Raw genomic sequence first — 26,227 nt, forward strand, 5'->3', positions numbered from 1 at the left:
GAGGAGACGGCATGAGCAGGGTTCAGCTGCCGGTCGCGGACGCGGCCACGGTGCGCCGGTATGCCCGGCAACTGCTCGGCCGGCACCCCGGCGCGCTCGCCCGCGTGGTCGTGCTGCACGGCCTCGCCGCGCTGGCGGGCCTGGTCACCCCCTACCTGCTCGGGCGGCTGATCGGCGGCATCGGCACTGGCATGACGCTGTCCGGCGTCGACGGCATCGCCCTCGCGCTGGTGACGTTCGTGCTGGTGCAGGCCGTGCTGACGCGGTTCGCCGCGTTCGCCTCGGCGACGCTGGGCGAGCGGGTGCTGGCCGAGCTGCGCGAGGAGTTCGTCGACCGGGTGCTGGCGATCCCGCTGTCCACCGTGGAACGGGCGGGCACCGGCGACCTCGTCACGCGTACCAGCCGGGATGTCGCGCAGCTGTCGCACAGCATGCGCCGCGGCGTGCCGGAGACGCTGATCGCCCTGATCACGCTCGTGCTGACGGCGGCCGCGCTGGTCTGGCTGTCCCCACTGCTGGCGCTGCCCTGCCTGGTCGGCGCGCCGATCATCGTCGGCGGCGCCCGCTGGTACCTGCGCCGCGCGCCCAAGGCCTACCTGCGTGAGAACGCCGCCTCCTCCGAGGTCATCGACGGGCTGACGGAGACCTTCGACGGCGCGCGCACCACCGAGGCGCTGCGCACCGGCGCGCGCCGGATCGCGCGCACCGACCACGACCTGCGCGAGCAGTACCGGGCCGAGCGGGGCACGCTGCGGCTGCGCACCTTTTTCTGGCCGATCGTCGACCTGGGCTTCACGCTGCCGGTGGCGGCGACGCTGTTCCTGGGCGGCTGGTTCTACATCCAGGGCTGGGTGCCGCTGGCACTGGTCGTCACGGCCGTGTTCTACGTGCAGCAGCTGATCGAGCCGATCGACCGGCTGCTCGGCTGGGCCGACGAGCTGCAGGTCGGCGCGACGTCACTGGCCCGCCTGCTGGGCGTGGCCGAGATCGCCGACGACCGCGAGGTCACCGGAGTGCGCCCCGACTCGGAGCGGCTCACCGCGACCGACGTGCGCTACGCGTACACCGCGGGCCGCGACGTGCTGCACGGCGTCGACCTGTCCATCGCGCCCGGCGAGCGGCTGGCCATGGTGGGACCGTCAGGTGCGGGCAAGTCGACCCTGGGCCGGCTGCTGGCCGGCATCGACGGCCCGCGCACCGGCACCGTCGCCGTCGGCGGCGCGCCGCTGGTCGAGCTGCCGCTGGAGGAGCTGCGCGGCCACGTCGCACTGGTCACCCAGGAGCACCACGTCTTCGTCGGCACGCTGCGCGACAACCTGGCGCTGGCCCGGCCGGACGCGTCCGAGGCCCGGCTGCGCGAGGCGCTGGCCGCCGTCGACGCCCTGGACTGGGTCGATGAGCTGCCCGAGGGCCTCGACACCGAGGTCGGCGGTGGACGGCACGAGATCTCGCCCGCGCAGGCGCAGCAGCTCGCGCTGGCCCGCCTCGTCCTGGCCGATCCGCACACGCTGGTGCTGGACGAGGCCACCTCGCTGATCGACCCGCGCGCGGCCCGGCACCTGGAGCGTTCGCTGGCGGCGGTGCTGGACGGGCGTACGGTGATCGCCATCGCGCACCGGCTGTTCTCGGCGCACGACGCCGACCGGGTCGCCGTGGTGGAGGACGGGCGCATCGCCGAGCTGGGTTCCCACGACGAACTCGTCGCCGCCGACGGCTCCTACGCCGCCCTCTGGCGCTCCTGGCAGTCCTGACCACGTTCCGCAGCCCGTCTTTCATGGACGGTGGCCTATCTGGATGAGTTCGATCGCCGAAACTTCATCTGGATAGGCCAACGTCTATCAGGGGGCGGGCGAGCCGGCCGAGGCCGGTCCGATCAGGGCCGCGTGGACCGCGTCGGGGCCGCCGAGGCGAGCGGCCAGGGCGGGCGAGAGGTAGAGGGATTCAACGGTGCGGGTGTGCCTGCCGTTGAGGGTGGCCTGGGAGGACGTGCCCGCGTCCAGGTGGAGGTGGAGCAGGCCCAGGTCAGCGGGTAGCGGATCGCCGTAGCTGCGCTCGCCGGTGCTGCCGTCGCGGGACAGGCCGTCGTACGACAGCAGGAACGACGTGCCCCGGCCGACCGCCTCGCGTAAGCGGGCCACGAACGCGTCGCGCGGCAGCCCGGCCATGTACCGGTGGTCCCGGGCCTGGCTCACGCCCTGGTAGGGCGGGTCGAGGTAGACCACGTCCCCGGGTAGCGCCCGGCTCAGCACGTCGGCGTAGTCGGCGGTGTGCGCCCGGCAGCCGGCCAGCACCCGGGCGGTGGCGGCCAGCCGGGCGCGCATCGCGTCGGGGCGAGCGCCTAGCCGCCGCCGGTCCGGGCCCTGGTTGAAGCCGCCCTCGCGGTTGTAGCGCACCGCCGCCTTGACGCAGCGGGCGAGCAGGTAGAGCAGGCAGTGCGGCTCGTGGGTCTCGTTGAAGCGGGTGCGCACCGCGTCGTAGTACGCCTTCGGGTCGCTCAGCTGCTCGTGCCACAGCCGCTCGTAGTCGGCGGCCAGCGCCAGCGGCTCGGCCAGCACCCGCTGCCACAGCCGCATCAGCGGCTCGTTCACGTCGCTGATCTCCGCGGTTTCGCCGATGTGCAGGTGCCGGGCGGCGATGGCGACGGCGGCCGACCCGGCGAACGGCTCCAGCAGCCGGACGGTGTCCGGCGGGAGCAGGGGCACGATGGCGTGCGCGAGCTGCCGCTTGCTGCCCTGGTACGGGATCGCGTGGGGCGCGTCGGCGAGGCCGGCCAGGCGACGGGGCGGGAAAGGGGCGAGCACAACCATCCATTGTGCTGGATGGTTCGGGCTACCGGCCGGTATTCACCCCAGCGGGTCGGCGAGCAACTGCTCGAAGGCGAGTTCCGCCGCGCCCAGCAGGGCCGCGTCCCCGCCCAGTTTGGGCGTGCGCAGCCGGACGTGCTCACGGGTGGCGGGCAGGCCGATGCTGTTCAGGCGGCTGCGCACCTGCGCCGCCGCGGCCAGGTACACGTCGCGCAGCGTGCCGCCGAAGATGACCAGTTCCGGGTTGAAGATGTTGACCAGGTTGGCCACGCCGAACCCCAGCCAGTCGCCGACCTGGCGTACCGCGACCTGCGCGGTGGCATCGCCCCTTGCGGCGGCCTCGACCACGGCCAGCACCGCTTCGCTGCCCTGGATGGTGTCCCGGCCGGCCGCGCGCAGCAGCGCGTGCTCGCCGATCTCGGTCTCCCAGCAGCCGCGGGAGCCGCAGCCGCAGGGGCGGCCGTGCGGGTTGACCACCATGTGGCCGACCTCGCCGCCGTATCCGCCGTGCCCGGTGACCCGGCGACCGCCGGCGATGATGCCCGCGCCGACGCCGACGTCGCCGTACATGTAGATGATGTTGTCGCAGCCCACGGCGACGCCGCGGGTGTGCTCGGCCAGCGCGCAGAGGTCCGCCACGTTGCCGACGGCGACCTGCGGCAGCAGGTCGGGCAGCCGGTCCTGCAGGGCGTGCCCGAGCGGCTCGTCCAGCCAGCCCAGGTGCGGCCCGAGCCGGACCAGGCCGTCCTCGCGGCGGACCAGCCCGCACACGGCGATGCCGGCCCCGATGCACCGGGCCTGCGGCTTGACGGTCTCGGCCATCTGCGCGACGAACTCGGCGACGGGGCGTACCGCCTCGATGGCCTCGCCGCGCGGGCGCGGCGACTCGCGCTGGTCCAGGATGACGCCGCCCAGCCCGACGCGGGCCACCCGGACCCGGTCCACCTCCACGCTCGCGGCGTAGGCGTAGACCAGTTCGGAGGACGGGCGCACCACCAGTGACGGGCGGCCGGCGCGGCCGGTCTCCCGCGGCGCCTCCTCGCTGACCAGGCCGACAGCGGCCAGGTCAGCGGTGAGGGCGCCGATGGTGGAGCGGTTGAGACCGAGTTCGGAGGTGAGCTCGGCACGGGAGATGGAGCCGCGCACGTGTACGAACCGCAGCAACGCGCCGAGGTTCTGCCGACGGATCTCCTCCTGGCTCGGTCCCGCTCGCATGATTCTCCCGTTTACAGGCGTACGTCGGTTCAGCTGCTCGCGGCGGAACGCCTGCGCGAGAAAGCGTCCACGCTCGCCGCCAGCAGCAGCACGATGCCGGTGGCAACGTACTTGTACGCCGAACTCCAGCCGACCAGCCCCATGCCGTTGATGATCATCGTGATCACCAGGCCGCCCAGGACGGCGTCGAGCACGCGGCCCTTGCCGCCGAAGAGGCTGGTGCCGCCGATGACGGCCGCCGCGACGCCGTACAGCAGCACGTTCGAGCCGCCGGTGTTCGGGTCGACGGAGCGCGCCATGCTGGCGGCCAGGATGCCGCTGACCGCCGCCATCGCGGAGCAGATGACGAACGCGGAGATGCGGATGCGGTCCACGGCGATACCGGCTCGGCGGGCCGCCTCGCGGTTGCCGCCGACGGCGTAGATGTGGCGACCGAAGGCGGTGCGGCGTAGCACGAACGTCCACACCAGCAGGAGCACACCGATCACGGGCACCACGATCGGCACGCCCTTGAGGGAGAACAGCGCGTTGCGGCTGCGCTCCTCGTTCAGCACCGCGACCGCGACGCCGACGAGCACGGCCAGGCCCACCACGCGGAAGGTCACGACCTGCCACAGCAGCGCGGGCAGGCCGCGGCGGCGGCGGTTGCGCTGCTGGATCAGCTGCGTGGCGGCGAAGCCGAGCACGGTCAGCGCGCCCAGGCCCCAGCCGACCGCCGGCGGCATGAACTCGTTCTCCAGCGAGATGATGACCTCGTTGCGGACCGAGATGTTGGTGCCCTCGTCCAGCAGCCACAGCACCGTGCCCTGGAAGGCCAGGAAGCCGGCGAGGGTGACCACGAAGGAGGGGATACCGACCTTCGCCACCAGGAAGCCCAGTAGCAGGCCGATCACGACACCGGTGGCGATCGCCGCGGCCACCCCGACGTACCAGGGGAAGCCGTGCGTGGTCAGCATGATCGCGAGCACCGCGGCACACACGCCCGACGCGAAGCCGGCGCTGAGGTCGATCTCACCGAGCAGCAGCACGAAGACCAGGCCCATGCCGAGCACGACGATCGGGCCGGCCTGCGTCAGCAGGTTGGCGAAGTTGAGCGGGGTGAGGAAGGACGGCCGGGCGGCCGAGAAGACGACCGTCAGCACGAGCATGCCGAGCACCGCCGGCAGCGCGCCCATGTCACCGCCGCGGACCCGCTGCCCGTAGCCGCGCAGGTAGCCCCAGAGGCCGCCGTCGTCCTTCGCCGGGACCGCGGCCTTCTCCCCGGTCTCGTAGGGGTTCGTGGTGGTCGCGCTCACGCTGCGGCTCCTTCCTCGACGAGGCCCAGCGTGCCGCTGCGGCCGGAGGTGATCAGCTCGACCACCTGCGAGTGGGTGACGTCCGACGTCTTCACCTGGGCCGCCATCCGTCCCAGGTAGAGCGCGGCGATCCGGTCGGAGACAGCGAACACGTCGTTCATGTTGTGGGAGATCAGTACAACGGCCAGACCGTTGTCGGCCAGGCGGCGGACCAGCTCCAGCACCTGCTGGGTCTGCGCCACGCCGAGGGCGGCGGTCGGCTCGTCGAGGATGACCAGCTTGCTGTTCCAGAGCACGGCCTTGGCGATGGCCACGGTCTGCCGCTGGCCGCCGGAGAGGCTGGCCACCTGCTGGCGTACGGACTTGACGGTGCGTACGGACAGACCGGCCAGGGTCTGCTGGGCGAGCTGCTCCATGGTCGGCTCGTCGAGGATCATGCCGCTCTTCTTCTCACGGCCCAGGAACATGTTCTGGACGATGTCGAGGTTGTCGCAGAGGGCGAGATCCTGGTAGACGATCTCGACGCCGTGGCTCGCGGCGTCGCGGGGGTTGTGCACGTGGACCTGCTTACCCTCCATCAGGTATTCGCCTGAGTCGATGGGGTAGATCCCGCCGATGCACTTGACCAGCGTTGACTTGCCGGCGCCGTTATCGCCGACGAGTGCGGTTACCTCGCCTGGGTGGACCGTGAAGGCGACGTCCCGCAGCACCTGCACCGGGCCGAAGCTCTTGTTGATCCCACGCAGTTCGAGTAGAGGGGTTCCCATCTGGGCGCTCCGTTCGAGGGGTTACTGCCTGTTCCACAGATGTGGTCCCCGGGTGCCTTGCGACCCCGAGGACCACATTCCGGACGTACGGCGAGGTCAGCTGATGCCGGCCTCGGTGCACTTGGCCGCGAAGTCGGCGGTGCACAGCTCTGCCTTGGTGACGTAGCCGTCGGTGACGACGTCCTTCACGTTGGCGAAGTAGATCGCCTGCGGCTCCAGCAGGACCGAGGGAACGTCCTTGCCAGTCTCGGAGTCCTTGGTGGTCTGCGAGACGGACTTGGTCTCACCCTTGGCCAGGGCGATCGCCAGCTCGGCGGTCGCGGTGGCCTCCTTCTTGACGGCCTTGTACACGGTCATGCACTGGTCGCCGAGGAGGATGTTCTGCAGGCCCTGCACGGTCGCGTCCTGGCCGGTGACCGGGACCTTGCCGTTGAGCTTGTTCTTCTTCAGGATGGAGATCGCCGCGTTGCCCAGGCCGTCGTTCGCCGCGAGCACGCCGTCGATCTTGCCGTTGGCCTTCGTCAGCATCTGCTCGAAGAGCACGCCGCCCTGCGCGTTATCCCAGTCCGGCACGGCCTGGTCAGCAGCGAGGGTGTAGTCCTTGGCGTCGTACTTCGGCTTCAGCACCGACACGCCGCCCTCCTTGAAGAGGGTCGCGTTGTTGTCCGTCGGCGAGCCGTTCAGCTGCGCGATGGCCGGGTTCTTCACGTTCTTCTCGGTGAGGCACTTGACCAGGCCCTCACCCTGCAGGCGACCGACCGCGACGTTGTCGAAGGACACGTAGTACTTCGCGTTGCCGCCCAGCGTGAGCCGGTCGTAGTCGATCGTGGGGATGCCCTGGGCCGCGGCCTTGTCCAGCACGGCCTTGCCGGTGCCGGAGTCGAGGTTGACGATGACCAGGACGGTGACGCCCTTGGTGATCATCTGGTCCGCGAGGCTCTGGAACTGGGTCTTGTCACCCTGGGCGTTCTGGATGTCGTACTTGACGTTGGCGGCCTTGAAGGCCTCCTCCAGGTACTTGCGGTCCGCGGTCTCCCAGCGGGCCGAGGACTTGCTGTCCGGCAGGATGACGCCGATGTAGGGCGTCTTCGAGTCGGCGGGCTGGGCGTCTTCCGCACAGGCGGCCAAGCCGCTGACGGCCATCAGGCCGGTCATGGCTACAGCCAGGATCCCTTTGCGCATCGTTGCTCAAATCCTCTCGGATTCAGGGGTGTGTATTCAGGTGGTGCGGGCGGCCCCGCCGGGTTCCGGTTCCAGGCGAGTCCAACAGCGTTCATCAGTGCGTGAGGCCGGTCACACGGGGTTTTGTTGTGTGCGACAACGTATGCGCAACAAATGCAAACGCGCAAGCCCAAGGTTTGTTGTTGGCAATAACAATTCAGCAACGTCCCCGTAACCCGCCCGCTCGCTGCCCTTTCCCGCCGCGCCGATCTTGCGCGATTTGTGGGCACGACACGCTCAATCCCGGCAATCGGACAACGCCGGGGCGGCCGGCGGGCGGCTGGTTCCAAGATCGCGGGTTCGCGTCAGAACCCTGGGTGCTACCGCAGGTTTTGACCCGAAATGGCAATCTTCGTGCGACCGGGCGCGGGGGTCAGGCGCGGGCGATGGGGGCGAGGGTGGCCGAGGTGAGGCGGACCAGGTCGGCGGGGGCCAGGCGGAGCTGGAGGCCGCGCTTGCCGGCGGAGACGTAGATCAGGTCGCCGTCGAGGGCCGACTGGTCGATCACCGTGGGCAGGCGCTTGCGCTGGCCGAGCGGGCTGATGCCGCCGCGGACGTACCCGGTGGTCTTCTCGGCGAGGTCGCGGTCGGCCATGGCCGCCTTCTTGCCGCCGGCCGCCGCGGCCAGCGCCTTCAGGTCGATCTCGCCGGTCACCGGCACCACGGCCACGGTGAGCGCGCCGTCGACCTCGGTGACCAGCGTCTTGAACACGCGCGCCGGGTCGGCCCCGATCGCGTCGGCGACCAGTGCGCCGTAGTTGGGGGAGTCGGGCGAGACCTCGTACGGGTGCAGCGTGTGCTTCACCTTCTGCTTCGTGAGCAGTGCTGTCGCGGGAGTCCCCTGGCTGGCCACGCCGCGATGCTACCGCCGCCGCGGGCCGGGGAGTCGATCAGGGACTTGTGGACACGAAACGCCGTCGAGCCGTGCCATAAGTTCATGATCAACCCGGTGGGGGGAGGGGGGTGGCGAGGATGGCGAGGGGGGTGGTGGCGGTGCGGGTGAGGAGGAGGGAGGCGGGGTTGGGGCCGGCGAGGCGGAGGTCGCGGCGGAGTTGTTCGACGTCGAGGGCGCTGCCGCGTTTGAGGATCTCGAGGCGGCCGACCTGGCGGTCGCGGAGGACGGCGCGCAGGCGCTTGAGGGAGAACGGGAGGACCTCGTCGACGGCGAAGCAGCGGCCGAACGGGGAGGCGATGGGGGTGTCGGACCAGATGTAGGCGATGTGGGGGTCGGCGAGCCAGCCGCCGTGCGCCGCGGCGAACTCGGCGACCAGGTGGGCGCGGACCACCGCGCCGTCGGGGTCGGTCACGTAGCGGCCGGGCGGGGCGACCGGTGCGGTCTGCTCCCCGCTGCCGGTGAGCTCGTGCGGGACGCCGTCGCGGAACACCGTGGCACGGCGCGGTGACGACGCCAGGGGGCCGCACCAGGCCGCGGCCTCGACCACGTCGCCGTCGACGGAGACCAGTTCCAGCTCGCAGCCCGGGGGCAGCAGTGCCTGGTCGATGCCAGGGGCGAGCTTGAGCACGGTGCGAGGTACGCGCTGCGGCAGGGACAGCACCCAGTCCCACGGCGGCGAGTAGTCCTCGGGGCGGAACACGCGGCGGCCGCCGCTGCGCCGGGCCGGGTCGCAGAACACCGCGTCGACCTGGCTCAGGTCGAAGTCCTGAGCGTCGCCGCAGGTCACGGTCGCGTCGGGGACGTTGAGCGCGGCGCAGGCGGCGGTCAGCGGGTCGGCGTCGACGCCGTACGCCCGGATGCCGGTGGCGGCGACGGCGCGCAGGTCGGCGCCGAGGCCGCAGCCCAGGTCGGCGAGGGCTGTCGTGCCGGCGGCGTGCAGCCGGGCCGCGCGGCGTTTCGCGACGATCTCGCGGGTGGCCTGCTCCAGCCCGGCACGGGTGAGGAAGACCCGTCCGGCGTCCGCGCCGAACTTGGCCGACGCGCGGCGGCGCAGCGAGACCTGGGTGAGGGCGGCGGCGGCGAGGCCGGGCGGCACGCCGCGGGCCCGCAGCGCCGAGGCGGCGGCCAGCTCGTCGGTCCCGGCCAGCTCCGCGGCCAGGTCCAGCGCCGCCACACCGTCGGGGGTACGCAGCTGCGCGAGCTGATCGAGATCCACGCCCTCATTCTGGCAGCGGCTCCGAGCGTGCACCGGCGCGGTGGAGGGCGGATCGAGGACGTCACAGTCGGGTTCGACATGCCCCCGCTGAGCGCTGGACACCAGGTGAATCGGATAATTCACCGAGTGGCGGCTGGCACTCTCCTTGACTGAGTGCTAGACGCGGCATAATGTTCGGAGTTAGCACCCTGCCATGCAGAGTGCTAACGCATGACCCGCCCGGCGACGCCGACACCCGCGACGACGGCTGCGTTCGGGCGAAGACTTGACCAGAAGACAACACCCGGGTCTCGTGCCGCGAGAACCCGGGGCTATACCCCAGGAGGGTATGCTCGTGACTACCGCGACGAAGGTTGCGATCAAGCCGCTCGAGGACCGGATCCTGGTCCAGGCGAACGAGGCTGAGACCACCACCGCGTCAGGCCTCGTGATCCCCGACACCGCCAAGGAGAAGCCGCAGGAGGGCACCGTCCTCGCCGTCGGCCCCGGCCGCGTCGACGACAAGGGCACCCGCATCCCGGTGGACGTCAAGGTGGGTGACAAGGTCATCTACTCGAAGTACGGCGGCACCGAGGTCAAGTACGCCGGCGAGGAGTACCTGCTGCTCTCCGCCCGCGACGTCCTCGCGGTCGTCGAGAAGTGATCCGTGCGATGCCCCGGCACGCCCTCGCGGGCGGGCCGGGGCATCGTGACGTTTAAGGGAGACGATTGATGCCTAAGATCCTTGCCTTCTCCGACGAAGCGCGGCACCTGCTGGAGCACGGTGTCAACGCGCTGGCCGACACCGTCAAGGTCACGCTCGGCCCCAAGGGCCGCAACGTGGTCCTCGACAAGAAGTTCGGCGCGCCCACGATCACCAACGACGGCGTCACCATCGCCAAGGAGATCGAGCTGTCGAGCCCGTACGAGAACCTGGGCGCGCAGCTGGTCAAGGAGGTGGCGACCAAGACCAACGACGTCGCCGGTGACGGCACCACCACGGCCACCGTGCTGGCCCAGGCGATGGTCCGCGAGGGCCTGCGCAACGTGACCGCGGGCACCAACCCGGCGGGCATCAAGCGCGGCATCGACGCGGCCGTCACCAAGATCAGCGACGCGCTGCTGGCCAAGGCGACCCCGGTCGCCGACAAGTCGGACATCGCGCAGGTCGCGACGATCTCGGCGCAGGACTCCACCATCGGTGAGCTGATCGCCGAGGCGATGGACAAGGTCGGCCGGGACGGTGTCATCACCGTCGAAGAGGGCTCGACCATGACCACCGAGCTCGACATCACCGAGGGTATGCAGTTCGACAAGGGCTTCATCTCGCCGCACTTCGTCACCGACCCCGAGTCGGGCGAGGCCGTGCTGGACGACCCGTACATCCTCATCACCACCAGCAAGATCTCCTCGATCGAGGAGCTGCTGCCGCTGCTGGAGAAGGTGCTCCAGACCAGCAAGCCGCTGCTGATCGTGGCCGAGGACGTCGACGGCCAGGCGCTGAGCACGCTGGTGGTGAACTCGATCCGCAAGACCGTCAAGGTCGCCGCGGTGAAGGCCCCCGGCTTCGGCGACCGCCGCAAGGCGATGCTGCAGGACCTCGCCGTGCTCACCGGCGGTGAGCTGATCGCACCCGAGCTGGGCTACAAGCTCGACGGCGTCACCCTGGAGCAGCTCGGCTCGGCGCGCCGCGCCGTCATCACCAAGGACACCACCACGATCGTGGACGGTGGCGGGTCGCAGGACGAGGTCAACTCGCGGGTCTCGCAGATCCGCAAGGAGATCGAGGCCTCGGACTCCGACTGGGACAAGGAGAAGCTGGGCGAGCGCCTGGCCAAGCTGTCCGGCGGCATCGCCGTCATCAAGGTCGGCGCCGCGACCGAGGTCGAGATGAAGGAGCGCAAGCACCGCATCGAGGACGCCATCGCGGCCACCCGCGCGGCGGTCGAAGAGGGCATCGTCCCCGGTGGCGGCGCCGCGCTGGCCCAGATCGTCAGCGTGCTCGACGACGACCTGGGCTTCACCGGCGAGGAGAAGGTCGGCGTCTCGATCGTGCGCAAGGCACTGGTCGAGCCGCTGCGCTGGATCGCGCAGAACGCCGGTCACGACGGCTACGTCATCGTGCAGAAGGTCCAGGCCAGCGAGTGGGGCACCGGCCTCGACGCGGCCAAGGGCGAGTTCGTCGACCTGGTCAAGTCCGGCATCGTCGACCCGGTGAAGGTGACCCGCAACGCGGCCATCAACGCCGCGTCGATCGCCGGCCTGCTGCTCACCACCGAGTCGCTGATCGTCGAGAAGCCGGCCAAGTCCGAGCCCGCGGGCAACGGCCACGGCGGCCACGGCCACGGCCACTCGCACGGCCCGGGCTTCTGAGCCTGAGCAGTCGACAGTGACAGCGGGTCCCGGCCTCGGCCGGGGCCCGCTGTCGCCTTTCCGTCCTTTGTGGCATGCATGTCGGTCGATAGGGTGCCTGGCATGACAGGGCGCGGCATGCTGCGGTACTTCGGCCTGGTGGGCCTGGCCTACCTGGTCGCGACGCTGGGCACCGGCCTGACCGACTACCTGACCGCGGCCGAGGTGAGCCGGACCAAGGCACTGGTCATCTCCGGCAGCGTCGGTCTGGTCGTGGCACTGCTGCTGGGCCTGATCGACCTGGCCAAGAGCGGCAAGTCCGGGAGCGTGGCCCCGGCGCCGGGAGGCGTCGCGACGGGCCGGGTCCCGCCGCCCGGCGGCTACACCATCCCGGCCCCGGCCGGCCGCTACCCGGTCGACGGCCCCGGTGCGGGCTATCCCGGCAACGTCGGCTACCCCCACCCCATCCCCGCCGGTGCGCCGGCGCGGCGGCGCAGCGGCCCGGGGCTGGTGCTCAGCGCGATCGTGCTGCTCGCCCTCTGCGCGGGCGGCGGCTACCTGGCGACCACGGCCGTGCAGGCCGGGGTGCAGAAGCTGAGCGAGTTGGCCACCCCGCCGTGGATCGCCAAGCGCGACGAGACTGGTCAGGAACGGCTCGCGTCGGAGGTGTCCGAGACCGGCGGGCCGCTGACCATCACCGTGCTGAGCGTCGAGGTCACCAGCCAGGCCACCAAGGTCAAGATCCGCGGCGAGAACACGGGCGGGGACGCCCTGACGCTGCCCACGTTCGGCCGGGCCCAGCTCACCGCCGCCGGGGAGACACTGCTGCCGGACCCGGGCGCGAGCACCTGGCCGGAGACCGTGCCCGCCGGCGGCGAGGCGACGGGCGTCATCGTGTTCGACGGCGTGCTCGGCCCGGACACCGACTCGGTACGCCTGTCCTTCAGCATCATCCACGGCAGCTTCGACGCCCCACCCAACATCGCCGTGGACATTCCCCTTCAGTGACCCCGCCCCGGCACAGGCAGCGCGCGTCGCGGGCGAGCGGGGCGCGCATCGGTAAGGCATCGGTAAGGCATCGGGTGATGTTGCTCGGGGTCCGATCGGAGCAGACTGGCGAGCGTGGTGAGTCGGAGCAGGGCGATGATCGCGGGAGTGGCCTCGGCTGCGGTGGCCGTGGGGCTGGGCGAGCTGGTCGCGGTGTGGACGGGGCCGCGCAGCGCGCCGCTGATCGCGGTCGGCGGCGCGGTGATCGACCTGGTGCCCGAGCCGGTCAAGGCCGCGGCGATCAGCGTCTTCGGGGTGTACGACAAGGTGGCCCTGCTGGTCGGCACGGCGCTGCTGCTCACGGTCTTCGCGGCGCTGGTGGGCCTGGCCGCGCGGCGCGACTTCCGCTGGGGCGTGGCAGGCGTCATGCTGTTCGGCCTGATCGGGGCCGCTGCGGCGCTGACCCGCCCGAACGCCGGGGCCGCCGCGTTCCTGCCCGCCGTGCTCGGCGCGGCGGCCGCGGTGGGCGTGCTGCACCTGCTGCTGGAGGTCGCCGCCCGTGTGGACCGGTTGCCCGACAGCCCGGCGACCGAGGCGTCGCGCGTGGCGGGGCGGCGGCGCTTCCTGCGGCTGAGTGTGGCCGGGTTCGGCGTGGCGCTGGTGTCCGGTTATGTCGGGCGCGCGCTGGCCTCCCGCAAGGACGTGCAGCAGGCCCGCGAGGCGATCACGCTGCCGAAGCCCGCGAGCCCCGCGCCCGCGCTGCCCGGCACGGTCGACCCGCCGGTGGCGGGCCTGTCCGAGTACGTGACTCCCGACGGGGACTTCTACCGCATCGACACGGCGCTGATCGTGCCGCAGGTCGATCCGGCGAGCTGGCAGCTGCGCATCCACGGCCGGGTGGCCCGGCCCATGACGCTGACCTACGAGCAGTTGCTGGCCCGCCCCATGATCGAGCGTTACGTCACGCTGGCCTGCGTCTCCAACGAGGTGGGCGGCGACCTCATCGGCAACGCCCGCTGGCTCGGCGTGCCGCTGAAGGACCTGCTGGACGAGGCGGGCCCGCTGGACGGCGCCGACCAGGTCGTCAGCCGTTCGGTGGACGGCTGGAACTGTGGCACGCCCACCGCGGCGCTGCGCGACGGCCGGGACGCGATGCTGGCCGTGGCGATGAACGGCGAGCCGCTGCCGGTGGAGCACGGCTTCCCGGTGCGCATGGTGGTGCCGGGCCTCTACGGCTACGTCAGCGCCACCAAGTGGGTCACCGAGCTGGAACTGAGCTCCTTCGCCGACTTCGACGCGTACTGGGTGCGGCGGGGCTGGTCGGCGGAGGGCCCGATCAAGACCGAGTCGCGGATCGACACGCCGCGCGAGGGCGGCACGGTCACCGCGGGCACGGTCACGGTCGCCGGGGTCGCCTGGGCCCAGCACCGCGGGGTCACCGCCGTGGAGGTACGCGTCGACGACGGCCCGTGGCAGCCCGCCGACCTGGCCGGCACGGTGTCACCGGACACCTGGCGGCAGTGGAGTCTCCGCTGGGACGCCGCGCCGGGCGAGCACACGCTCGCCGTGCGCGCGGCGGACACCAGCGGTCAGGTGCAGACGGAGGCCCGTGCCGATCCGGCCCCGGACGGGGCGACAGGCTGGCACACGATCAGCGTGCAGGTGCGCTGACGTCCTCGGACAGACGGGCTTCGAGCCGCTGCACGTCGACGCGGTCGCCGCGTCGGTCGGCGCATTCGCGCCAGCCCAGTTGCAACAGCTGGCTTCGCTCGTGCTCGGTGAACCCGCCCCATACGCCGTATGGCTCGCGGGTGGTCAACGCATGCGCGGCGCATTCAGAGCGGACCGGGCAGCGATTGCATACCTGTTTCGCCGCGCTTTCGCGGCGTCCCCGAGATGAGCCTCTTTCACCATCGGGGTGGAAGAACTGCAGGCTGTCACGGCCTTTGCACGCGCCGTGATGCTGCCAGTCCCAAACGTCGGCTATCGGACCGGGAAGTCTGCGGAAGTGAGCCATCTGACCTCCTAGGGGATGGGAGGCTTGAGTTCAAGCGAAGAGATTTAGGCAACGTCAGCACGTTACTCCGCGTACGTCCACTTGTCGCCATCCAGTGGATGATCAGGTAGTGCTGGACCGAGATTTCGACGGAATCCCCGGAAAGTGCGTAATGATCTGGGTGTCTCGTGGTCTTCTTCGCAGGAGAGAGGGGGATCACCGTGCAGACCGTTCTCGTATGCGTCCGCACCGCCGCGGCGGCCGCGACCATCGCCTCGTGTGCCGAGCGCCTGGGGGTGGCCGCGGGAGTGCGTACCGTGACCAGCGCCGCCGAGGCGATCGCGCAGCTCGCCGCGTTCCCGGCCGGGATCGTGCTGGCCGACACCGCGCTCACCCGGCCCGATACCGTGGGATTCACCCGAAAGGTGATGACCGCGGTGCCGCACGCCCAGCTGGTGCTGTTCGGCCCGGAGGAGCCTGCCGCCGCGCAGGCCGCCATCCGCGCCGGGGCCAGAGGGCTGATCGGCGGGACCGACCCTGATCCGGTGAGCACCGCCGCCAAGGCGCTGCTGCTGGTCAGCAGGCCTGCCACGCGCACCGCCGACGCCATCCGGCCCGCGGTCAGCGGGGTGATGGCCGGCGCCTCCCGTGCGCCTGCCGGACCCGGCCGGGCCATGCCGCCCGCCGGTCCGGGCATGTCGGTGCCGTACTCCAACCGCGGTTCGGGCACGGTGTCCTCCGCGGTGGTGCCCGCCCAGCGTGGCGACCTGCCGGGCGAGGCTCCGCCCGGTGGCGCGGTGCGCCCGGCCCGCTCGGTCACCCTGACCGAGCGCGAACTCCAGGTGCTCCGCGGGATGGCCGACGGCCAGAGCAACGCCGAGATCGGCCGCGACCTGTTCGTCTCCGAGGACACCGTGAAGACCCACGCCCGGCGGCTGTTCCGCAAGCTCGGCGCGCGCGACCGCGCGCACGCGGTGGCGGCCGGTTTCCGTGCCGGACTGGTCTTCTGAGTAGCGGCGGCGCCCGGCGCGAACCCCTCCCGCGCCGGGTGCCGCCGCCCCTCGGGCACCACGCAACAACCGCCGAGTCACGCCAGGCCGCGCTTCGGCGGCCCATCACACGAATCAGGCCGTGCCGCGGATGCGGCACGGCCTGATCGGCGTCGTTCGGTTACTCCTCGACCATGTCGTCCACGGCATCGGCGTAGCCGCGGGCGTACTCCCAGGTCACGTAGTGGTCCGGGTCGGGGTCGTAGGCGGGCTCGTGCACCCGCGGCCGGCCGGAGTCGAGCAGGTGGCGCAGGTTGCCCCGGAGCAGGTCCCAGTCGAAGTAGTGCGGCTCCCGGCAGTCCTCGCAGTCGACCACGAGGCCGCGGATGCCCTTCGGGGACAGCAGCACCTGGTAGACCTCGAGCTCGGCGAGGTCGGCGAGCAGATCGGCGCGCTCCTGGGTCGAGAGCTCGCCGTACGCGTCGCCCTCGGGGTCGTCCAGGCCGGCCGTGGGGTCGGTCGGGTCCCCGTGGAAGGGGTCAATGGGCTCGTCGTGCTGCACCCCTTCACGTTAGACCCCTGAGCGCGGGAGCGGGGGCATGAGTCCCCCGCGCGTCAGCGACAGATCTCCATGAGGTGGGCCACCCCACGCATGGGCGAATTCGGGCCAGGTGGAGCGCTGGGTACCATTCATTGGAGCCCGATCACACCCACATGCCGCGCTCCGGACCCAGGGGGACAAAAAGATGGATGCCGCCCGCGAGATTCCACTCGGCCTCACCTTCGACGACGTCCTGCTGGTGCCCGGCGAATCGGACCTGATCCCCAGCCAGGTGACCACTCAGACCCGGCTGACCAGGAACGTCACGCTGCAGATCCCGCTGGTGTCGAGCGCCATGGACACCGTCACCGAGGCCCGGATGGCGATCGCGATGGCCCGCCAGGGCGGCATCGGCGTGCTGCACCGCAACCTCTCCGTGGAAGACCAGGCGGCTCAGGTCGACCTGGTGAAGCGGTCCGAGTCCGGCATGATCACCAACCCGGTGACCTGCTCGCCCGACGACACGCTGCGCGACGTGGACGCCATGTGCGCGCGTTACCGCATCTCCGGCCTGCCGGTCACCAACGCCGACGGCACCCTGGTCGGCATCGTCACCAACCGTGACATGCGCTTCGTCACCGACATGTCGGTGAAGGCGCGCGAGGTGATGACCCCCATGCCGCTGATCACCGCGCCGGTGGGGGCGTCCAAGGAGCAGGCGCTGGCGCTGCTGCGCGAGCACAAGGTGGAGAAGCTGCCGCTGGTCGACGAGACCGGCCGGCTGCGCGGGCTCATCACCGTCAAGGACTTCGTCAAGACCGAGCAGTTCCCGCTGGCCACCAAGGACGGCGCGGGACGGCTGCGGGTCGCCGCCGCGGTGGGCGTCGGCGAGGACGGCTACAAGCGGGCCCGGGCGCTGATCGACGCGGGAGTGGACGTGATCATGGTGGACACCGCGCACGGCCACAACCGGGCGGTGCCGGAGCTGGTCGCGCTGCTCAAGAAGGAGGCCGGCGAGGTCGACATCGTCGGCGGCAACGTGGCCACCTACGCCGGCGCCAAGGCGCTCGTCGAGGCGGGCGCGGACGCGGTCAAGGTGGGTGTCGGGCCGGGCGCCATCTGCACCACCCGGATCGTGGCGGGCGTGGGCGTGCCGCAGATCACGGCCATCATGGAGGCCGCCCGGGCCTGCGGCCCCGCGGGCGTGCCGGTGATCGGCGACGGCGGCATCCAGTACTCCGGCGACATCGCCAAGGCGATCGTGGCCGGCGCGGAGACCGTCATGCTCGGACAGGCGCTGGCCGGCTGCGAGGAGAGCCCCGGCGACCTGGTCTTCATGAACGGCAAGCAGTTCAAGGCGTATCGCGGCATGGGCTCGCTCGGCGCGATGATGGCCCGCGGCCCGGCCGCGCAGTCCTACTCCAAGGACCGCTACTTCCAGGCCGACGTCACCCAGGCGGACAAGCTCATCCCCGAGGGCGTCGAGGGCCAGGTGCCCTACCGCGGCACCCTGGCCACGGTCGCCCACCAGCTCGTCGGCGGCCTGCGCCAGGCCCAGTTCTACTGCGGCGCGGCCGACATCGTGCAGCTGCGCGAGCGCGGCCAGCTGGTGCGCATCACCGCGGCGGGGCTCAAGGAGTCCCACCCGCACGACATCCAGATGACCGTGGAAGCGCCGAACTACCACTCGCGGTAGCGTCTGCGAAGCTGAAGAGAACCGCGGAGAGGATCCACTGTGCGTGACATCGTCGAGATCGGCATGGGGAAGACCGCCCAGCGCGGCTACCACCTGGATGACATCGCGATCGTGCCGAGCCGGCGTACCCGCGACGTGGACGACGTCTCGACGAACTGGCAGCTCGACGCGTACAAGTTCGGCATCCCGTGCGTGGCGCACCCGTCCGACGCGATCATGAGTCCGGCCAGCGCGGTCGCGCTGGGCCGGCTCGGCGGGCTGGGCGTGCTCAACGTCGAGGGCCTGTGGACCCGGTACGAGGACCCGCGCAAGCAGCTCGAAGCGCTGGCCGAGGCCGGCGAAGAGGAGAACCTGACCGCCCGGCTGCAGCAGCTCTACGCCGCCGAGCCGATCAAGCCGGAGCTGATCGCGGAGCGGGTGCGCGAGATGCGCGCGCTCGCGGGCGACGGCAACGTCACCGTGGCGGTGCGGGTGTCCCCGCAGCACACCCTGGCGCTGGCCCCGGTCATCCTCGACTCCGGGGTGGACCTGCTGGTCATCCAGGGCACCATCGTGTCGGCGGAGCACGTCTCCACGGTGGACGAGCCGCTGAACCTCAAGGAGTTCATCGCCGACCTGGACCTGCCGGTCATCGTCGGCGGCTGCACCAACTACCAGACGGCGCTGCACCTGATGCGCACCGGCGCGGCGGGCGTCATCGTCGGCATCGGCGCGGACCACCTGACCACCAGCGAGGCCGTGCTCGGCATCCGGGTGCCGATGGCCAGCGCGATCGCCGACGCGGCCGCGGCCCGCCGCGACTACCTGGACGAGACCGGCGGCCGGTACGTGCACCTGATCGCCGACGGCGACGTGCACACCTCCGGCGACATCGCCAAGGCGCTGGGCTGCGGCGCGGACGCGGTCATGCTCGGCGCGCCGCTGTCGCTGGCCGAGGGCATGCCCGGCAACGGCCTGTGGTGGCACCCGTCGGCCAGCCACCCGAAGCTGCCGCGCGGTTCGATCGGGCTGACCCCCGAGCCGCTCGGCTCGCTGGAGCAGCTGCTCTACGGCCCGGCCACCGATCCCGACGGCCTGCTGAACCTGTTCGGCGGCCTCAAGCGGGCGATGGCCAAGTGCGGCTACCGCGACCTGAAGGAGTTCCAGAAGGTCGGCCTGCTGCTCGACAACTGAGCACAGAAGTCTCCCGTCGAAGCCCCGCCGCTGCTGTTCTCGCAGCTCGGCGGGGCTTCGTGCGAGATGAGCGCCGAGTCGGCATCGGGCGTCGGCGACGGCGGTTAGGGTGGAGGCTCTACGGCGGGAGGTCGCATGGTCAGGCGTACGTGGGTCGCGGCGGCGGCGGTGACGGCCGCACTGCTGGCCGGATGCTCGGGCCCGGCCCGGCCCCTGTTCACCGGTGCGCAGGACCGGTTCCCCGAACCGGTGTCCGTGCCGGTCAACCTGTCGGGCGCCGGTGACCCGTACTTCCCCGGCTACGGCAACGGCGGCTACGACGTCTCCGCGTACGACCTGAAGATCAAGTATGACCCGGCGACCGACAAGCTCGCGGGCGTCGCGACGGTGACCGCCACCGCCACCACCGACCTGTCGAAGTTCCACCTCGACCTGCACGGCCTGGTCGTCGACAAGATCACTGTGGACGGCGCGGCGGCGACCTCGACCCGGCAGGGCGACGAGCTGATCATCACCCCGGCCGCCCCGGTCGGCACCGGCAAGCAGTTCGTCACCGTGGTCACCTACGGGGGCGTGCCCAAGGCGATCACCGCGGCCGACCTCGGCGTCACCGGCTTCCTGACCACTCCCGACGGCGCGTTCACCATCGGCGAGCCCGAATCGGCGACCACCTGGTTCCCGGTCAACGACCACCCCAAGGACAAGGCGCTGTACGCCATCGAGCTGACCGTGCCCGGCGACCTCGACGCCATCAGCAACGGCCTGCTCGAAGGCAAGTCCACCCAGGACGGCTGGACCAGCTGGCGCTGGAAGGTCACCTCGCCCATGGCGCCCTACCTGGCCACCTTCGTGATCGGCGACTACCGCACGGTCGAGGGCACGCACAAGGGCAAGCCGGTGCTGACCGCGGTCGCCGAGTCGCTGCCCAAGGGCAACATCGACGAGGCCATGGCGCAGACCACGGAGATCACCGACTTCCTGGAGCAGTACTTCGGGCCCTACCCGTTCGACGCCTACGGCGGCATCGTCATCGACGACGAGCGGGTGCGCTACGCGCTGGAGACGCAGACCCGTCCGGTCTACTCCGACGCCTTCTGGAGCCGCGGCCAGAACACCATCGTGGTGGCGCACGAGCTGGCCCACCAGTGGTTCGGCGACAGCGTGTCGGTGGACCGCTGGGAGCACATCTGGCTCAACGAGGGCTTCGCGACGTACGCCCAGTGGATGTGGGGCGAGAAGATCGGCGTGTCCACGATCCAGGAGGAGTTCGACTCCCGCTACCGCGACCCCGGCAGCCGGATCTGGGACATCGCCCCCGGCTCGCCCGGCGCGGACAACATCTTCTCCGGCAGCGTCTACGACCGCGGCGGGATGACCCTGCACGCGCTGCGCAAGCTCGTCGGCGACGACAAGTTCTTCGAGATCCTGAAGACCTGGGCCGCGGAGCAGCGCGACGGCAACGCCAACACCGCCGAGTTCATCACCCTCGCCGAGCGCATCAGCGGCCAGAACCTGGGTGACTTCTTCCAGAAGTGGCTCTTCGAAACCGGCCGCCCGCCGCGCTGACCCCGGCCCTCTTTCGCGGAGATCGCTGTTTCGTGTCGAAACCTCGGGTCTGACCCCAGGTCCCGACACGAAACAGCGATCTTTCGGTAGGTGAGGGAGTCTGCGGGCAGGTGGGACGGGCGCGGGTGGGCTGCGGGGTGCGAGCCATGGGCGCCACCCGCGCCCGCGTCTCATTCGGGTGTACGCCGACGGGCCTGCCTCGGGCCGGGCTCGTGGCCTCCCCAGTCCTGGTAGTGGACGATCAGTCGGCCGCCGTGCACGCGCCGGTCACAGGGATGGGGGCGGCCGCACGAGGTGCAGCAGCCTGTTCCGTCGCGCCGGTGCACCCCGAGCAGGTGGTGTCCGTAGGCGGCCTGGGCTTCGGCGTACCTGAGGAACTCCGGTTCGGCCATCGGCGTGTCCATGCGGGCACGGTATGGCGGGCCGGGCACGTCACGCGGCGTCCGCCGGGGCGTCCGTCCGGTGACATGCAGGGCGTCATTTCGGCGTCATGGGCGTATCGTGTCGGCATGACTGCTCCTAACGCGACACTGCGTGCCGTGCGCATGGGCATGCTCATGAGTCAGGACGACTTCGCCCGTGCCATCCGCGACGCCGGGCAGCGCGCCGGTGTGCCGAATGACGCCAACAAGCGGCTGGTCCAGCGCTGGGAGGCGGGGGTCATCATCACGCCCCGGCCGACGTACGCCCGTGCTTTGGAGGTGGTCACCGGGCTGCCGATCAGTGCCCTGGGCTTCTCCCTCTCGATGCCCCACCCACCCGCCGCGACCGATGGCGTGGACGCGGACGCGGAGCCCACGGTGCCGACGCAGGCACTGCCGAACCTGCCGCGCGCCTCGGCGGCGTCCGGGGTGAACCACTCCGGCATCTGGCTCAGCCGGTACGAGTACCACTCCAGCGGCCGCGAGGGCACCTTCACCGGCCTGCACCACGTGGTCTTGCTCCAGCACGGCGACCGGCTCACGGTGCGCAGCCTGCCGGGTTCTTCGGACTCCCCACTGACCATGGACCTCACCGTGGATGGCAACGTCGTCACCGGCACCTGGGTGGAGCAGACGGCGACCGACGGCTACTACCGGGGGGCCCGCTACCACGGCGCGATCCAGCTGCTGGTCGAGCCGACCGGGCGGCGGATGGCCGGCAAGTGGGTCGGCTTCGGCAAGGAGATGGACGTCAACACCGGCCCATGGGAACTGGTCTTCCAGGAGGCCTCAACCAACAAGGCCGCCATGGACCGCCACAACCGCCCCCCAGCCGCCTGACCACCTCCGCTCGCCGAGCCTTGCCGTGGAGATCGCTGTTCGCGGTCAGAACCTCGGGTCTGACCGCAGCTTTCGACCGTAAACAGCGATCATGGGCGCGCGGCGTGCGGGTGAGGGCTTCCGGGAAGTTAACTGGCCGGTAATAATCTCGGCATGCGGTACGACGTGGTGGTGATCGGCTCCGGGTTCGGCGGGAGCGTGGCGGCGCTGCGGCTGGCCGAGAAGGGCTACTCGGTGGCCGTGCTGGAGGCGGGGCGGCGCTTCGCCGACCAGGACTTCCCCAAGACCAGCTGGCGGCTGCGGCGGTTCCTGTGGGCCCCGGCGCTGGGCTGCTACGGCATCCAGCGGATCACCCTGCTGCGCCCGGACAAGGGGCACCAGGGCGCGGGCGTGCTGGTGCTGTCCGGCGCGGGCGTCGGCGGCGGCTCGCTGGTGTACGCCAACACGCTGTACCGCCCGCTGGACCCGTTCTACACCGACCCGCAGTGGCGCGACATCACCGACTGGAAGGCCGAGCTGGCCCCGCACTACGACACCGCGGAGCGCATGCTCGGGGTGACCGTCTACGACCGCACCACCCCCGCCGACGAGGCGATGCGCAAGGTCGCCGAGCGCATGGGGGTCGGCGACACGTTCCACCCCACCCCGGTCGGGGTCTTCCTCGGTATGCCCGGCCAGTCCGTGCCGGACCCGTACTTCGACGGCATGGGGCCCGAGCGGGCGGGCTGCCTGCACTGCGGCGAGTGCATGACGGGCTGCCGCCACAACGCGAAGAACACCCTGGTCAAGAACTACCTGTGGCTGGCCGAGCAGGCCGGTGCGCAGATCTTCCCGATGTCGACGGTCACCGCCGTCAAGCCGGTCGACGGGCCCGGCTACCGGGTCGAGCTGGTCAGGACCGGGGCGCGGTTCGGGCGTCGGCGTCGGGCGGCCGGCGGCGGGGTGATCGAGGCCGGTCAGGTGGTGTTCGCGGCCGGCGCGCTCGGCACCCAGCGGCTGCTGCACACCATGAAGGCCTCCGGCGATCTGCCCCGGCTGTCGGACCGGGTCGGCGCGCTGACCCGCACCAACTCCGAGTCGCTGGTCGGCGCGACGGTGCTGCCCGGGCAGGCCCGCAAGCGGGGGCTGAAGTACACCGAGGGCGTGGCGATCACGAGTTCGTTCCATCCGGACGAGCGGACCCACATCGAGCCGGTGCGCTACGGCAAGGGCTCCAACTCGATGGGGCTGCTGCAGTCGGCGCTGACCGACGGCGGGCCGGGGCGCGGGCGGCGCTGGGCGAAGGCGATGTTCCGGTGGCCGTTCGCCTACCTGCGGGCCATGTCGGTCCGTGACTGGTCCAATCGCACCATCATCGCGCTGGTCATGCAGTCGGCGGACAACTCGCTGACGGTGCGGCTGCGGCGCGGCGGGCTGCGCTCGACCCAGGGCCACGGCGCGCCGAACCCGACCTGGATCCCGGCGGGCAACGAGGCGGTGCGGCTGCTGGCGGAGGAGATCGGCGGGCTGCCGGGCGGAGCGCTGCCGGAGGTGCTCGACATCCCGCTGACCGCGCACATCCTCGGCGGGGCCGTGATCGGGGCGGATGCGGAACACGGGGTCGTGGACCCGTACCAGCGGGTGTTCGGGCATCCGGGGCTGCACGTCGCCGACGGCGCCGCGGTCGCGGCCAACCTGGGCGTGAACCCGTCGCTGACCATCACCGCGCAGGCCGAGCGGGCCTTCGCGGCGTGGCCGGTGAAGGGGGAGCCGGATCGGCGGCCGACGCTGGGCGAGCCGTACCGGAAAATCACCGCAGCGTGACCTGAACGCGATGCGCGCGCCGCAGCCTGATCGGGTGGACGAGACCGTGCGCGCGGCCCGGGGCGGGCGCGCCGACGTGGTGTATGTGCTGCTGCTGGTGCAGGTCGGCGCGGGGCTGCTGGCGATGCTTGGCGAGCTGCTGTTCATGGGCGGCAACCCGCTGTACGCACTCGCGCCGGTGACGAAGGCGGCGGTGACGCTGGTGTTCGCGGCGCTGCTGGTGCGCGGGCGGCGCGGCGCGCTGGTCGCCGTGGCGGCGCTGCAACTGCTGACGCTGACCGGTTTCGCGCTGAGTGCGCTGGCCGGGGCCCTGCCGCAGCTGGACTTCACACCGACGCTGACGGGCCTGATCACCGGGCTGGTGCTGCCGGTCGCGGTGACGATGACCTGTGTGCGCCTCCTGATCGAACCGGAGCCCGAACCGGCCGTGCCGGTGGGCCCGGCCGGGGCGGCGGTGCTTCCCCTCGCCGGACCACCGGCCATCGCCGGACCGGCCACAGCACCGGGGGTGGTCCGATGAACGCGGTGGAGTCGCTGCTCACCGGGATCGCGCCCGAGCACACCGCGGCGCTGGCCGCCGGGCTCGTGGCCTGCCTGTTCCTGCCGTTCCTGCGGGGTGGTCCGATCTCGCCGGTGTCGCGCTGGGCGTTCGTGCTGCTGGGGGCGGCGGGCGCGGTGCACCTGGCGCTGCCGCTGGGCCACCGGGACAGCGCTCTGCTGACCGTGGGTTTTCTCGGCAGTGGCCTGGTCTACGGGCTGCTGGCCTGGCTGGCCTTCACCGGCCGCCGGGGCTGGCGCACTGGAACCGTGCTGCTGGTGCCGCTGAACCTGCTCGGCTACGTGATCGTGCTGCTGCGCGGCGGCGAGGAGGCCGACCAGGTTGGCATCGCCGCGGCGCTGGTCGAGCTGGTCGCGTTCGGGCTGGCCGTGGTGCCGTCGCGGGCTCCGGCGCGACCACGCCGTCTGCTGCGGGCGCTGGGCTCGACGTCAACGGTCGCCGGGGTGCTGCTGACCGGCCTGGTGATCTGGCTGTCGACGCTCCAGGCGCACCAGTCGGCCGGGTCGGCGGCGAGCACCGAGCAGGCGCCCGCGGTCGGGCACAGCCACGCGGGTGGCCACGAACACCTGGCCCGCGCGCAGGCCGGGGTCATCATGCGGCCGCTCGGCGGCGACCATCACCCGACCGCCGCCCAGTCGGCGGCCGCCGCCCGGCTGGCGTCGGCGACGAAGGAGTCGATGCGCAGGTTCGCCCGCCTGGCCGACGCGCTGGCCGCCGGATACCGGCTGCCGATCACCGGCCGCAGCGGCACCGACGTGCACCTGGAGCACCCGGGGTTCAAGGCAGACGGAGCGGTGCTCGACCCGACTCGCCCGGAGATGCTGGTCTTCGCCATCGAGGAGGGCAAGGCGAGCCTGCTCGGCGTGGTGTTCGTGATGGAGCGCGCGGGCGCGCCGGGCCCGGAGCCGGGCGGCCCGGTCACCCGCTGGCACGCGCACAACCTGTGCCTGTCCGCGGCCCCGCCGGGCATCGGCGTCGTCTCCCCGTACGGCGGTTGCCCGGCCCTGTCCGTCGCGGTCACCGTGCCCGAGATGATGCACGTCTGGACGTCGGATCCGCCCGGTGGGGCGTTCGCCGAGGGCGTCGATCAGGTTTGGGCGCGGGACTACCTCCACAGGAGCGGTCTGCCCACATAAGGTGATCACCATGGGGAGGATCTTCGCCGCTCGTATGACGACGGTCGCCGTACTGGCGCTGGTGCTGGCCGGGTGTGGCACGGCCGAGCAGCCCGAGTTCCAGCAGGCGGCGTCACCGCAGCCGATGCCGTCGGCGGAGCCGTCGCCGTCCCCCTCGACGGTGCCGTCACCGAGGCCGACCAGGAACGCCACCGTGCTGGAGCGTGGCGAGGGCACCTTCACCACCGCCGCGGGCAGCTCGCCGGTGGTCGGCGACTCCGGCAGCCTGCGGCGGTATCAGGTGCAGGTGGAGGAGGGCATCACCGCGTTCGACCCGGACGGGTTCGCGTCCGTGGTGGAGCAGGTGCTGTCCGACGAGCACAGCTGGATCGCCTCGAAGAAGTGGCGCTTCCAGCGGGTCGCCCCGGGCGCGTCGGCCAACTTCAAGATCATGCTGTCCACGCCGGGCACCACGGACCGGCTCTGCGCCAAGGCCGGGCTGCAGACCAACGGCATCTTCTCCTGCCGGTACGGCGACAACGTCGTGATCAACCTGCGGCGCTGGACCAACGGCGCGGACGGGTTCACCGACATGGAGGTGTACCGCAACATGGTCATCAACCATGAGGTCGGTCACTTTCTCGGGCACGGGCACGTCAACTGCCCCGGCCGGGGCAGGCTCGCGCCGGTGATGCAGCAGCAGACCAAGGAGCTGCAGGGCTGCAAGCCCAACCCGTACCCGTACCCGGACGGGGTCCACTACGTGGGGTGACCTGCGTCGCACCCTAAGATTGAC

23 protein-coding genes and 1 pseudogene are annotated in these 26,227 nt (G+C 71.4%); 14 read left to right on the forward strand and 10 right to left on the reverse strand.

Features of this window, described 5'->3' with window-relative positions:
- The first annotated feature begins 11 nt into the window (after positions 1-11).
- Positions 12-1,751, forward strand: coding sequence for an ABC transporter ATP-binding protein (locus tag F9C41_RS36410; RefSeq protein WP_155391403.1), 1,740 nt, complete (start codon positions 12-14; stop codon positions 1,749-1,751).
- An 87-nt stretch (positions 1,752-1,838) separates the two neighbouring features.
- Here the strand turns inward: F9C41_RS36410 and F9C41_RS36415 are convergent, their stop codons facing one another.
- From F9C41_RS36415 to F9C41_RS36445, 7 genes are all read right to left on the reverse strand, one after another.
- Positions 1,839-2,801 (reverse strand): DNA adenine methylase, encoded by a 963-nt coding sequence (locus tag F9C41_RS36415; protein WP_196280102.1) that lies wholly within the window; start codon positions 2,799-2,801, stop codon positions 1,839-1,841.
- A 42-nt stretch (positions 2,802-2,843) separates the two neighbouring features.
- The gene (locus tag F9C41_RS36420; RefSeq protein ID WP_155391405.1) at positions 2,844-4,019 is read right to left on the reverse strand and encodes an ROK family transcriptional regulator; all 1,176 of its coding nucleotides are present in this window, start codon (positions 4,017-4,019) and stop codon (positions 2,844-2,846) included.
- Between the two features lie 29 nt (positions 4,020-4,048).
- Positions 4,049-5,194, reverse strand: a complete 1,146-nt coding sequence (locus tag F9C41_RS36425; protein WP_155391496.1) for a sugar ABC transporter permease — start codon at positions 5,192-5,194, stop codon at positions 4,049-4,051.
- A 116-nt stretch (positions 5,195-5,310) separates the two neighbouring features.
- Complete coding sequence (locus F9C41_RS36430; RefSeq protein WP_155391406.1) at positions 5,311-6,081, reverse strand: ATP-binding cassette domain-containing protein; 771 nt, start codon at positions 6,079-6,081, stop codon at positions 5,311-5,313.
- Positions 6,082-6,177: 96 nt separating this feature from the next.
- Positions 6,178-7,263, reverse strand: a complete 1,086-nt coding sequence (locus tag F9C41_RS36435; protein WP_155391407.1) for a sugar ABC transporter substrate-binding protein — start codon at positions 7,261-7,263, stop codon at positions 6,178-6,180.
- A gap of 412 nt (positions 7,264-7,675) precedes the next feature.
- Positions 7,676-8,155 carry a Cys-tRNA(Pro) deacylase gene (gene ybaK / locus F9C41_RS36440; RefSeq protein WP_155391408.1) on the reverse strand — a complete coding sequence of 160 codons (480 nt, stop codon included), beginning with the start codon at positions 8,153-8,155 and terminating at the stop codon, positions 7,676-7,678.
- Positions 8,156-8,243: 88 nt separating this feature from the next.
- Complete coding sequence (locus tag F9C41_RS36445; protein ID WP_155391409.1) at positions 8,244-9,413, reverse strand: class I SAM-dependent methyltransferase; 1,170 nt, start codon at positions 9,411-9,413, stop codon at positions 8,244-8,246.
- Positions 9,414-9,741: 328 nt separating this feature from the next.
- Between F9C41_RS36445 and groES the strand changes: the two genes are divergently transcribed.
- The 4 genes from groES (at position 9,742) to F9C41_RS36465 (ending at position 14,402) form a co-directional block, all read left to right on the forward strand.
- Positions 9,742-10,056 carry a co-chaperone GroES gene (groES, locus tag F9C41_RS36450; protein ID WP_186315790.1) on the forward strand — a complete coding sequence of 105 codons (315 nt, stop codon included), beginning with the start codon at positions 9,742-9,744 and terminating at the stop codon, positions 10,054-10,056.
- Between the two features lie 68 nt (positions 10,057-10,124).
- Positions 10,125-11,765, forward strand: coding sequence for a chaperonin GroEL (groL, locus tag F9C41_RS36455; protein WP_155391410.1), 1,641 nt, complete (start codon positions 10,125-10,127; stop codon positions 11,763-11,765).
- 102 nt (positions 11,766-11,867) lie between these two features.
- Entirely contained in the window at positions 11,868-12,752 is an 885-nt protein-coding gene (locus F9C41_RS36460; RefSeq protein ID WP_155391411.1) for a hypothetical protein, read from the forward strand.
- 135 nt (positions 12,753-12,887) lie between these two features.
- On the forward strand, positions 12,888-14,402 hold the full coding sequence (locus F9C41_RS36465; protein ID WP_155391412.1) for a sulfite oxidase: 1,515 nt from the start codon (positions 12,888-12,890) through the stop codon (positions 14,400-14,402).
- Here F9C41_RS36465 and F9C41_RS36470 read toward each other — a convergent pair.
- Positions 14,383-14,748, reverse strand: coding sequence for a WhiB family transcriptional regulator (locus F9C41_RS36470; RefSeq protein ID WP_155391413.1), 366 nt, complete (start codon positions 14,746-14,748; stop codon positions 14,383-14,385). The two genes, F9C41_RS36465 and F9C41_RS36470, sit on opposite strands and share 20 nt — an antisense overlap.
- A gap of 200 nt (positions 14,749-14,948) precedes the next feature.
- Between F9C41_RS36470 and F9C41_RS36475 the strand changes: the two genes are divergently transcribed.
- Positions 14,949-15,737, forward strand: a complete 789-nt coding sequence (locus F9C41_RS36475) for a response regulator transcription factor (protein WP_155391414.1) — start codon at positions 14,949-14,951, stop codon at positions 15,735-15,737.
- A 160-nt stretch (positions 15,738-15,897) separates the two neighbouring features.
- Here the strand turns inward: F9C41_RS36475 and F9C41_RS36480 are convergent, their stop codons facing one another.
- The gene (locus tag F9C41_RS36480; RefSeq protein ID WP_120317068.1) at positions 15,898-16,278 is read right to left on the reverse strand and encodes a DUF5319 domain-containing protein; all 381 of its coding nucleotides are present in this window, start codon (positions 16,276-16,278) and stop codon (positions 15,898-15,900) included.
- A gap of 184 nt (positions 16,279-16,462) precedes the next feature.
- Between F9C41_RS36480 and guaB the strand changes: the two genes are divergently transcribed.
- The 3 genes from guaB to F9C41_RS36495 all read left to right on the forward strand — a co-directional run bounded on the left by guaB (position 16,463) and on the right by F9C41_RS36495 (position 20,692).
- Positions 16,463-17,953 (forward strand): IMP dehydrogenase, encoded by a 1,491-nt coding sequence (gene guaB / locus F9C41_RS36485; protein WP_155391415.1) that lies wholly within the window; start codon positions 16,463-16,465, stop codon positions 17,951-17,953.
- Positions 17,954-17,992: 39 nt separating this feature from the next.
- A complete protein-coding gene (locus tag F9C41_RS36490; protein WP_155391416.1) occupies positions 17,993-19,126 on the forward strand; it encodes a GuaB3 family IMP dehydrogenase-related protein in 1,134 nt (377 codons plus the stop codon).
- A gap of 135 nt (positions 19,127-19,261) precedes the next feature.
- Complete coding sequence (locus tag F9C41_RS36495) at positions 19,262-20,692, forward strand: M1 family metallopeptidase (protein WP_155391417.1); 1,431 nt, start codon at positions 19,262-19,264, stop codon at positions 20,690-20,692.
- A gap of 170 nt (positions 20,693-20,862) precedes the next feature.
- On the opposite strand, the gene F9C41_RS36500 is transcribed toward F9C41_RS36495, so the two are convergent.
- Positions 20,863-21,096 (reverse strand): hypothetical protein, encoded by a 234-nt coding sequence (locus tag F9C41_RS36500; protein WP_155391418.1) that lies wholly within the window; start codon positions 21,094-21,096, stop codon positions 20,863-20,865.
- Positions 21,097-21,201: 105 nt separating this feature from the next.
- Between F9C41_RS36500 and F9C41_RS36505 the strand changes: the two are divergent.
- The 5 genes and pseudogenes from F9C41_RS36505 to F9C41_RS36525 all read left to right on the forward strand — a co-directional run bounded on the left by F9C41_RS36505 (position 21,202) and on the right by F9C41_RS36525 (position 26,203).
- Positions 21,202-21,954 (forward strand): annotated as a pseudogene (locus tag F9C41_RS36505) (XRE family transcriptional regulator).
- Between the two features lie 153 nt (positions 21,955-22,107).
- Positions 22,108-23,757, forward strand: a complete 1,650-nt coding sequence (locus tag F9C41_RS36510) for an FAD-dependent oxidoreductase (protein ID WP_155391420.1) — start codon at positions 22,108-22,110, stop codon at positions 23,755-23,757.
- 34 nt (positions 23,758-23,791) lie between these two features.
- Entirely contained in the window at positions 23,792-24,277 is a 486-nt protein-coding gene (locus tag F9C41_RS36515; protein WP_155391421.1) for a hypothetical protein, read from the forward strand.
- Complete coding sequence (locus F9C41_RS36520; RefSeq protein ID WP_155391422.1) at positions 24,274-25,452, forward strand: hypothetical protein; 1,179 nt, start codon at positions 24,274-24,276, stop codon at positions 25,450-25,452. The genes F9C41_RS36515 and F9C41_RS36520 overlap by 4 nt, the downstream gene beginning before the upstream one ends.
- A 10-nt stretch (positions 25,453-25,462) precedes the next feature.
- Positions 25,463-26,203: a DUF3152 domain-containing protein gene (locus F9C41_RS36525; protein WP_155391423.1), complete on the forward strand. Its 741-nt coding sequence runs from the start codon at positions 25,463-25,465 to the stop codon at positions 26,201-26,203.
- Positions 26,204-26,227: the final 24 nt, after the last annotated feature.

The organism is Catellatospora paridis, assembly GCF_009720365.1.
Classification (GTDB): domain Bacteria; phylum Actinomycetota; class Actinomycetes; order Mycobacteriales; family Micromonosporaceae; genus Catellatospora; species Catellatospora paridis.

What these genes read in the sequence shown, in the direction of transcription:
- F9C41_RS36410 (WP_155391403.1), top strand. Translation starts at nt 12, where the DNA reads ATGAGCAGGGTTCAGCTGCCGGTCGCGGACGCGGCCACGGTGCGCCGG.
- groES (WP_186315790.1), top strand. Translation starts at nt 9,742, where the DNA reads ATGCTCGTGACTACCGCGACGAAGGTTGCGATCAAGCCGCTCGAGGAC.
- groL (WP_155391410.1), top strand. Translation starts at nt 10,125, where the DNA reads ATGCCTAAGATCCTTGCCTTCTCCGACGAAGCGCGGCACCTGCTGGAG.
- F9C41_RS36435 (WP_155391407.1), bottom strand. Translation starts at nt 7,263, where the DNA reads ATGCGCAAAGGGATCCTGGCTGTAGCCATGACCGGCCTGATGGCCGTC.
- F9C41_RS36460 (WP_155391411.1), top strand. Translation starts at nt 11,868, where the DNA reads ATGACAGGGCGCGGCATGCTGCGGTACTTCGGCCTGGTGGGCCTGGCC.
- F9C41_RS36500 (WP_155391418.1), bottom strand. Translation starts at nt 21,096, where the DNA reads ATGGACACGCCGATGGCCGAACCGGAGTTCCTCAGGTACGCCGAAGCC.
- F9C41_RS36465 (WP_155391412.1), top strand. Translation starts at nt 12,888, where the DNA reads ATGATCGCGGGAGTGGCCTCGGCTGCGGTGGCCGTGGGGCTGGGCGAG.
- guaB (WP_155391415.1), top strand. Translation starts at nt 16,463, where the DNA reads ATGGATGCCGCCCGCGAGATTCCACTCGGCCTCACCTTCGACGACGTC.
- F9C41_RS36470 (WP_155391413.1), bottom strand. Translation starts at nt 14,748, where the DNA reads ATGGCTCACTTCCGCAGACTTCCCGGTCCGATAGCCGACGTTTGGGAC.
- F9C41_RS36495 (WP_155391417.1), top strand. Translation starts at nt 19,262, where the DNA reads ATGGTCAGGCGTACGTGGGTCGCGGCGGCGGCGGTGACGGCCGCACTG.
- F9C41_RS36420 (WP_155391405.1), bottom strand. Translation starts at nt 4,019, where the DNA reads ATGCGAGCGGGACCGAGCCAGGAGGAGATCCGTCGGCAGAACCTCGGC.
- F9C41_RS36425 (WP_155391496.1), bottom strand. Translation starts at nt 5,194, where the DNA reads ATGGGCGCGCTGCCGGCGGTGCTCGGCATGCTCGTGCTGACGGTCGTC.
- F9C41_RS36520 (WP_155391422.1), top strand. Translation starts at nt 24,274, where the DNA reads ATGAACGCGGTGGAGTCGCTGCTCACCGGGATCGCGCCCGAGCACACC.
- F9C41_RS36430 (WP_155391406.1), bottom strand. Translation starts at nt 6,081, where the DNA reads ATGGGAACCCCTCTACTCGAACTGCGTGGGATCAACAAGAGCTTCGGC.
- F9C41_RS36525 (WP_155391423.1), top strand. Translation starts at nt 25,463, where the DNA reads ATGGGGAGGATCTTCGCCGCTCGTATGACGACGGTCGCCGTACTGGCG.
- F9C41_RS36510 (WP_155391420.1), top strand. Translation starts at nt 22,108, where the DNA reads ATGCGGTACGACGTGGTGGTGATCGGCTCCGGGTTCGGCGGGAGCGTG.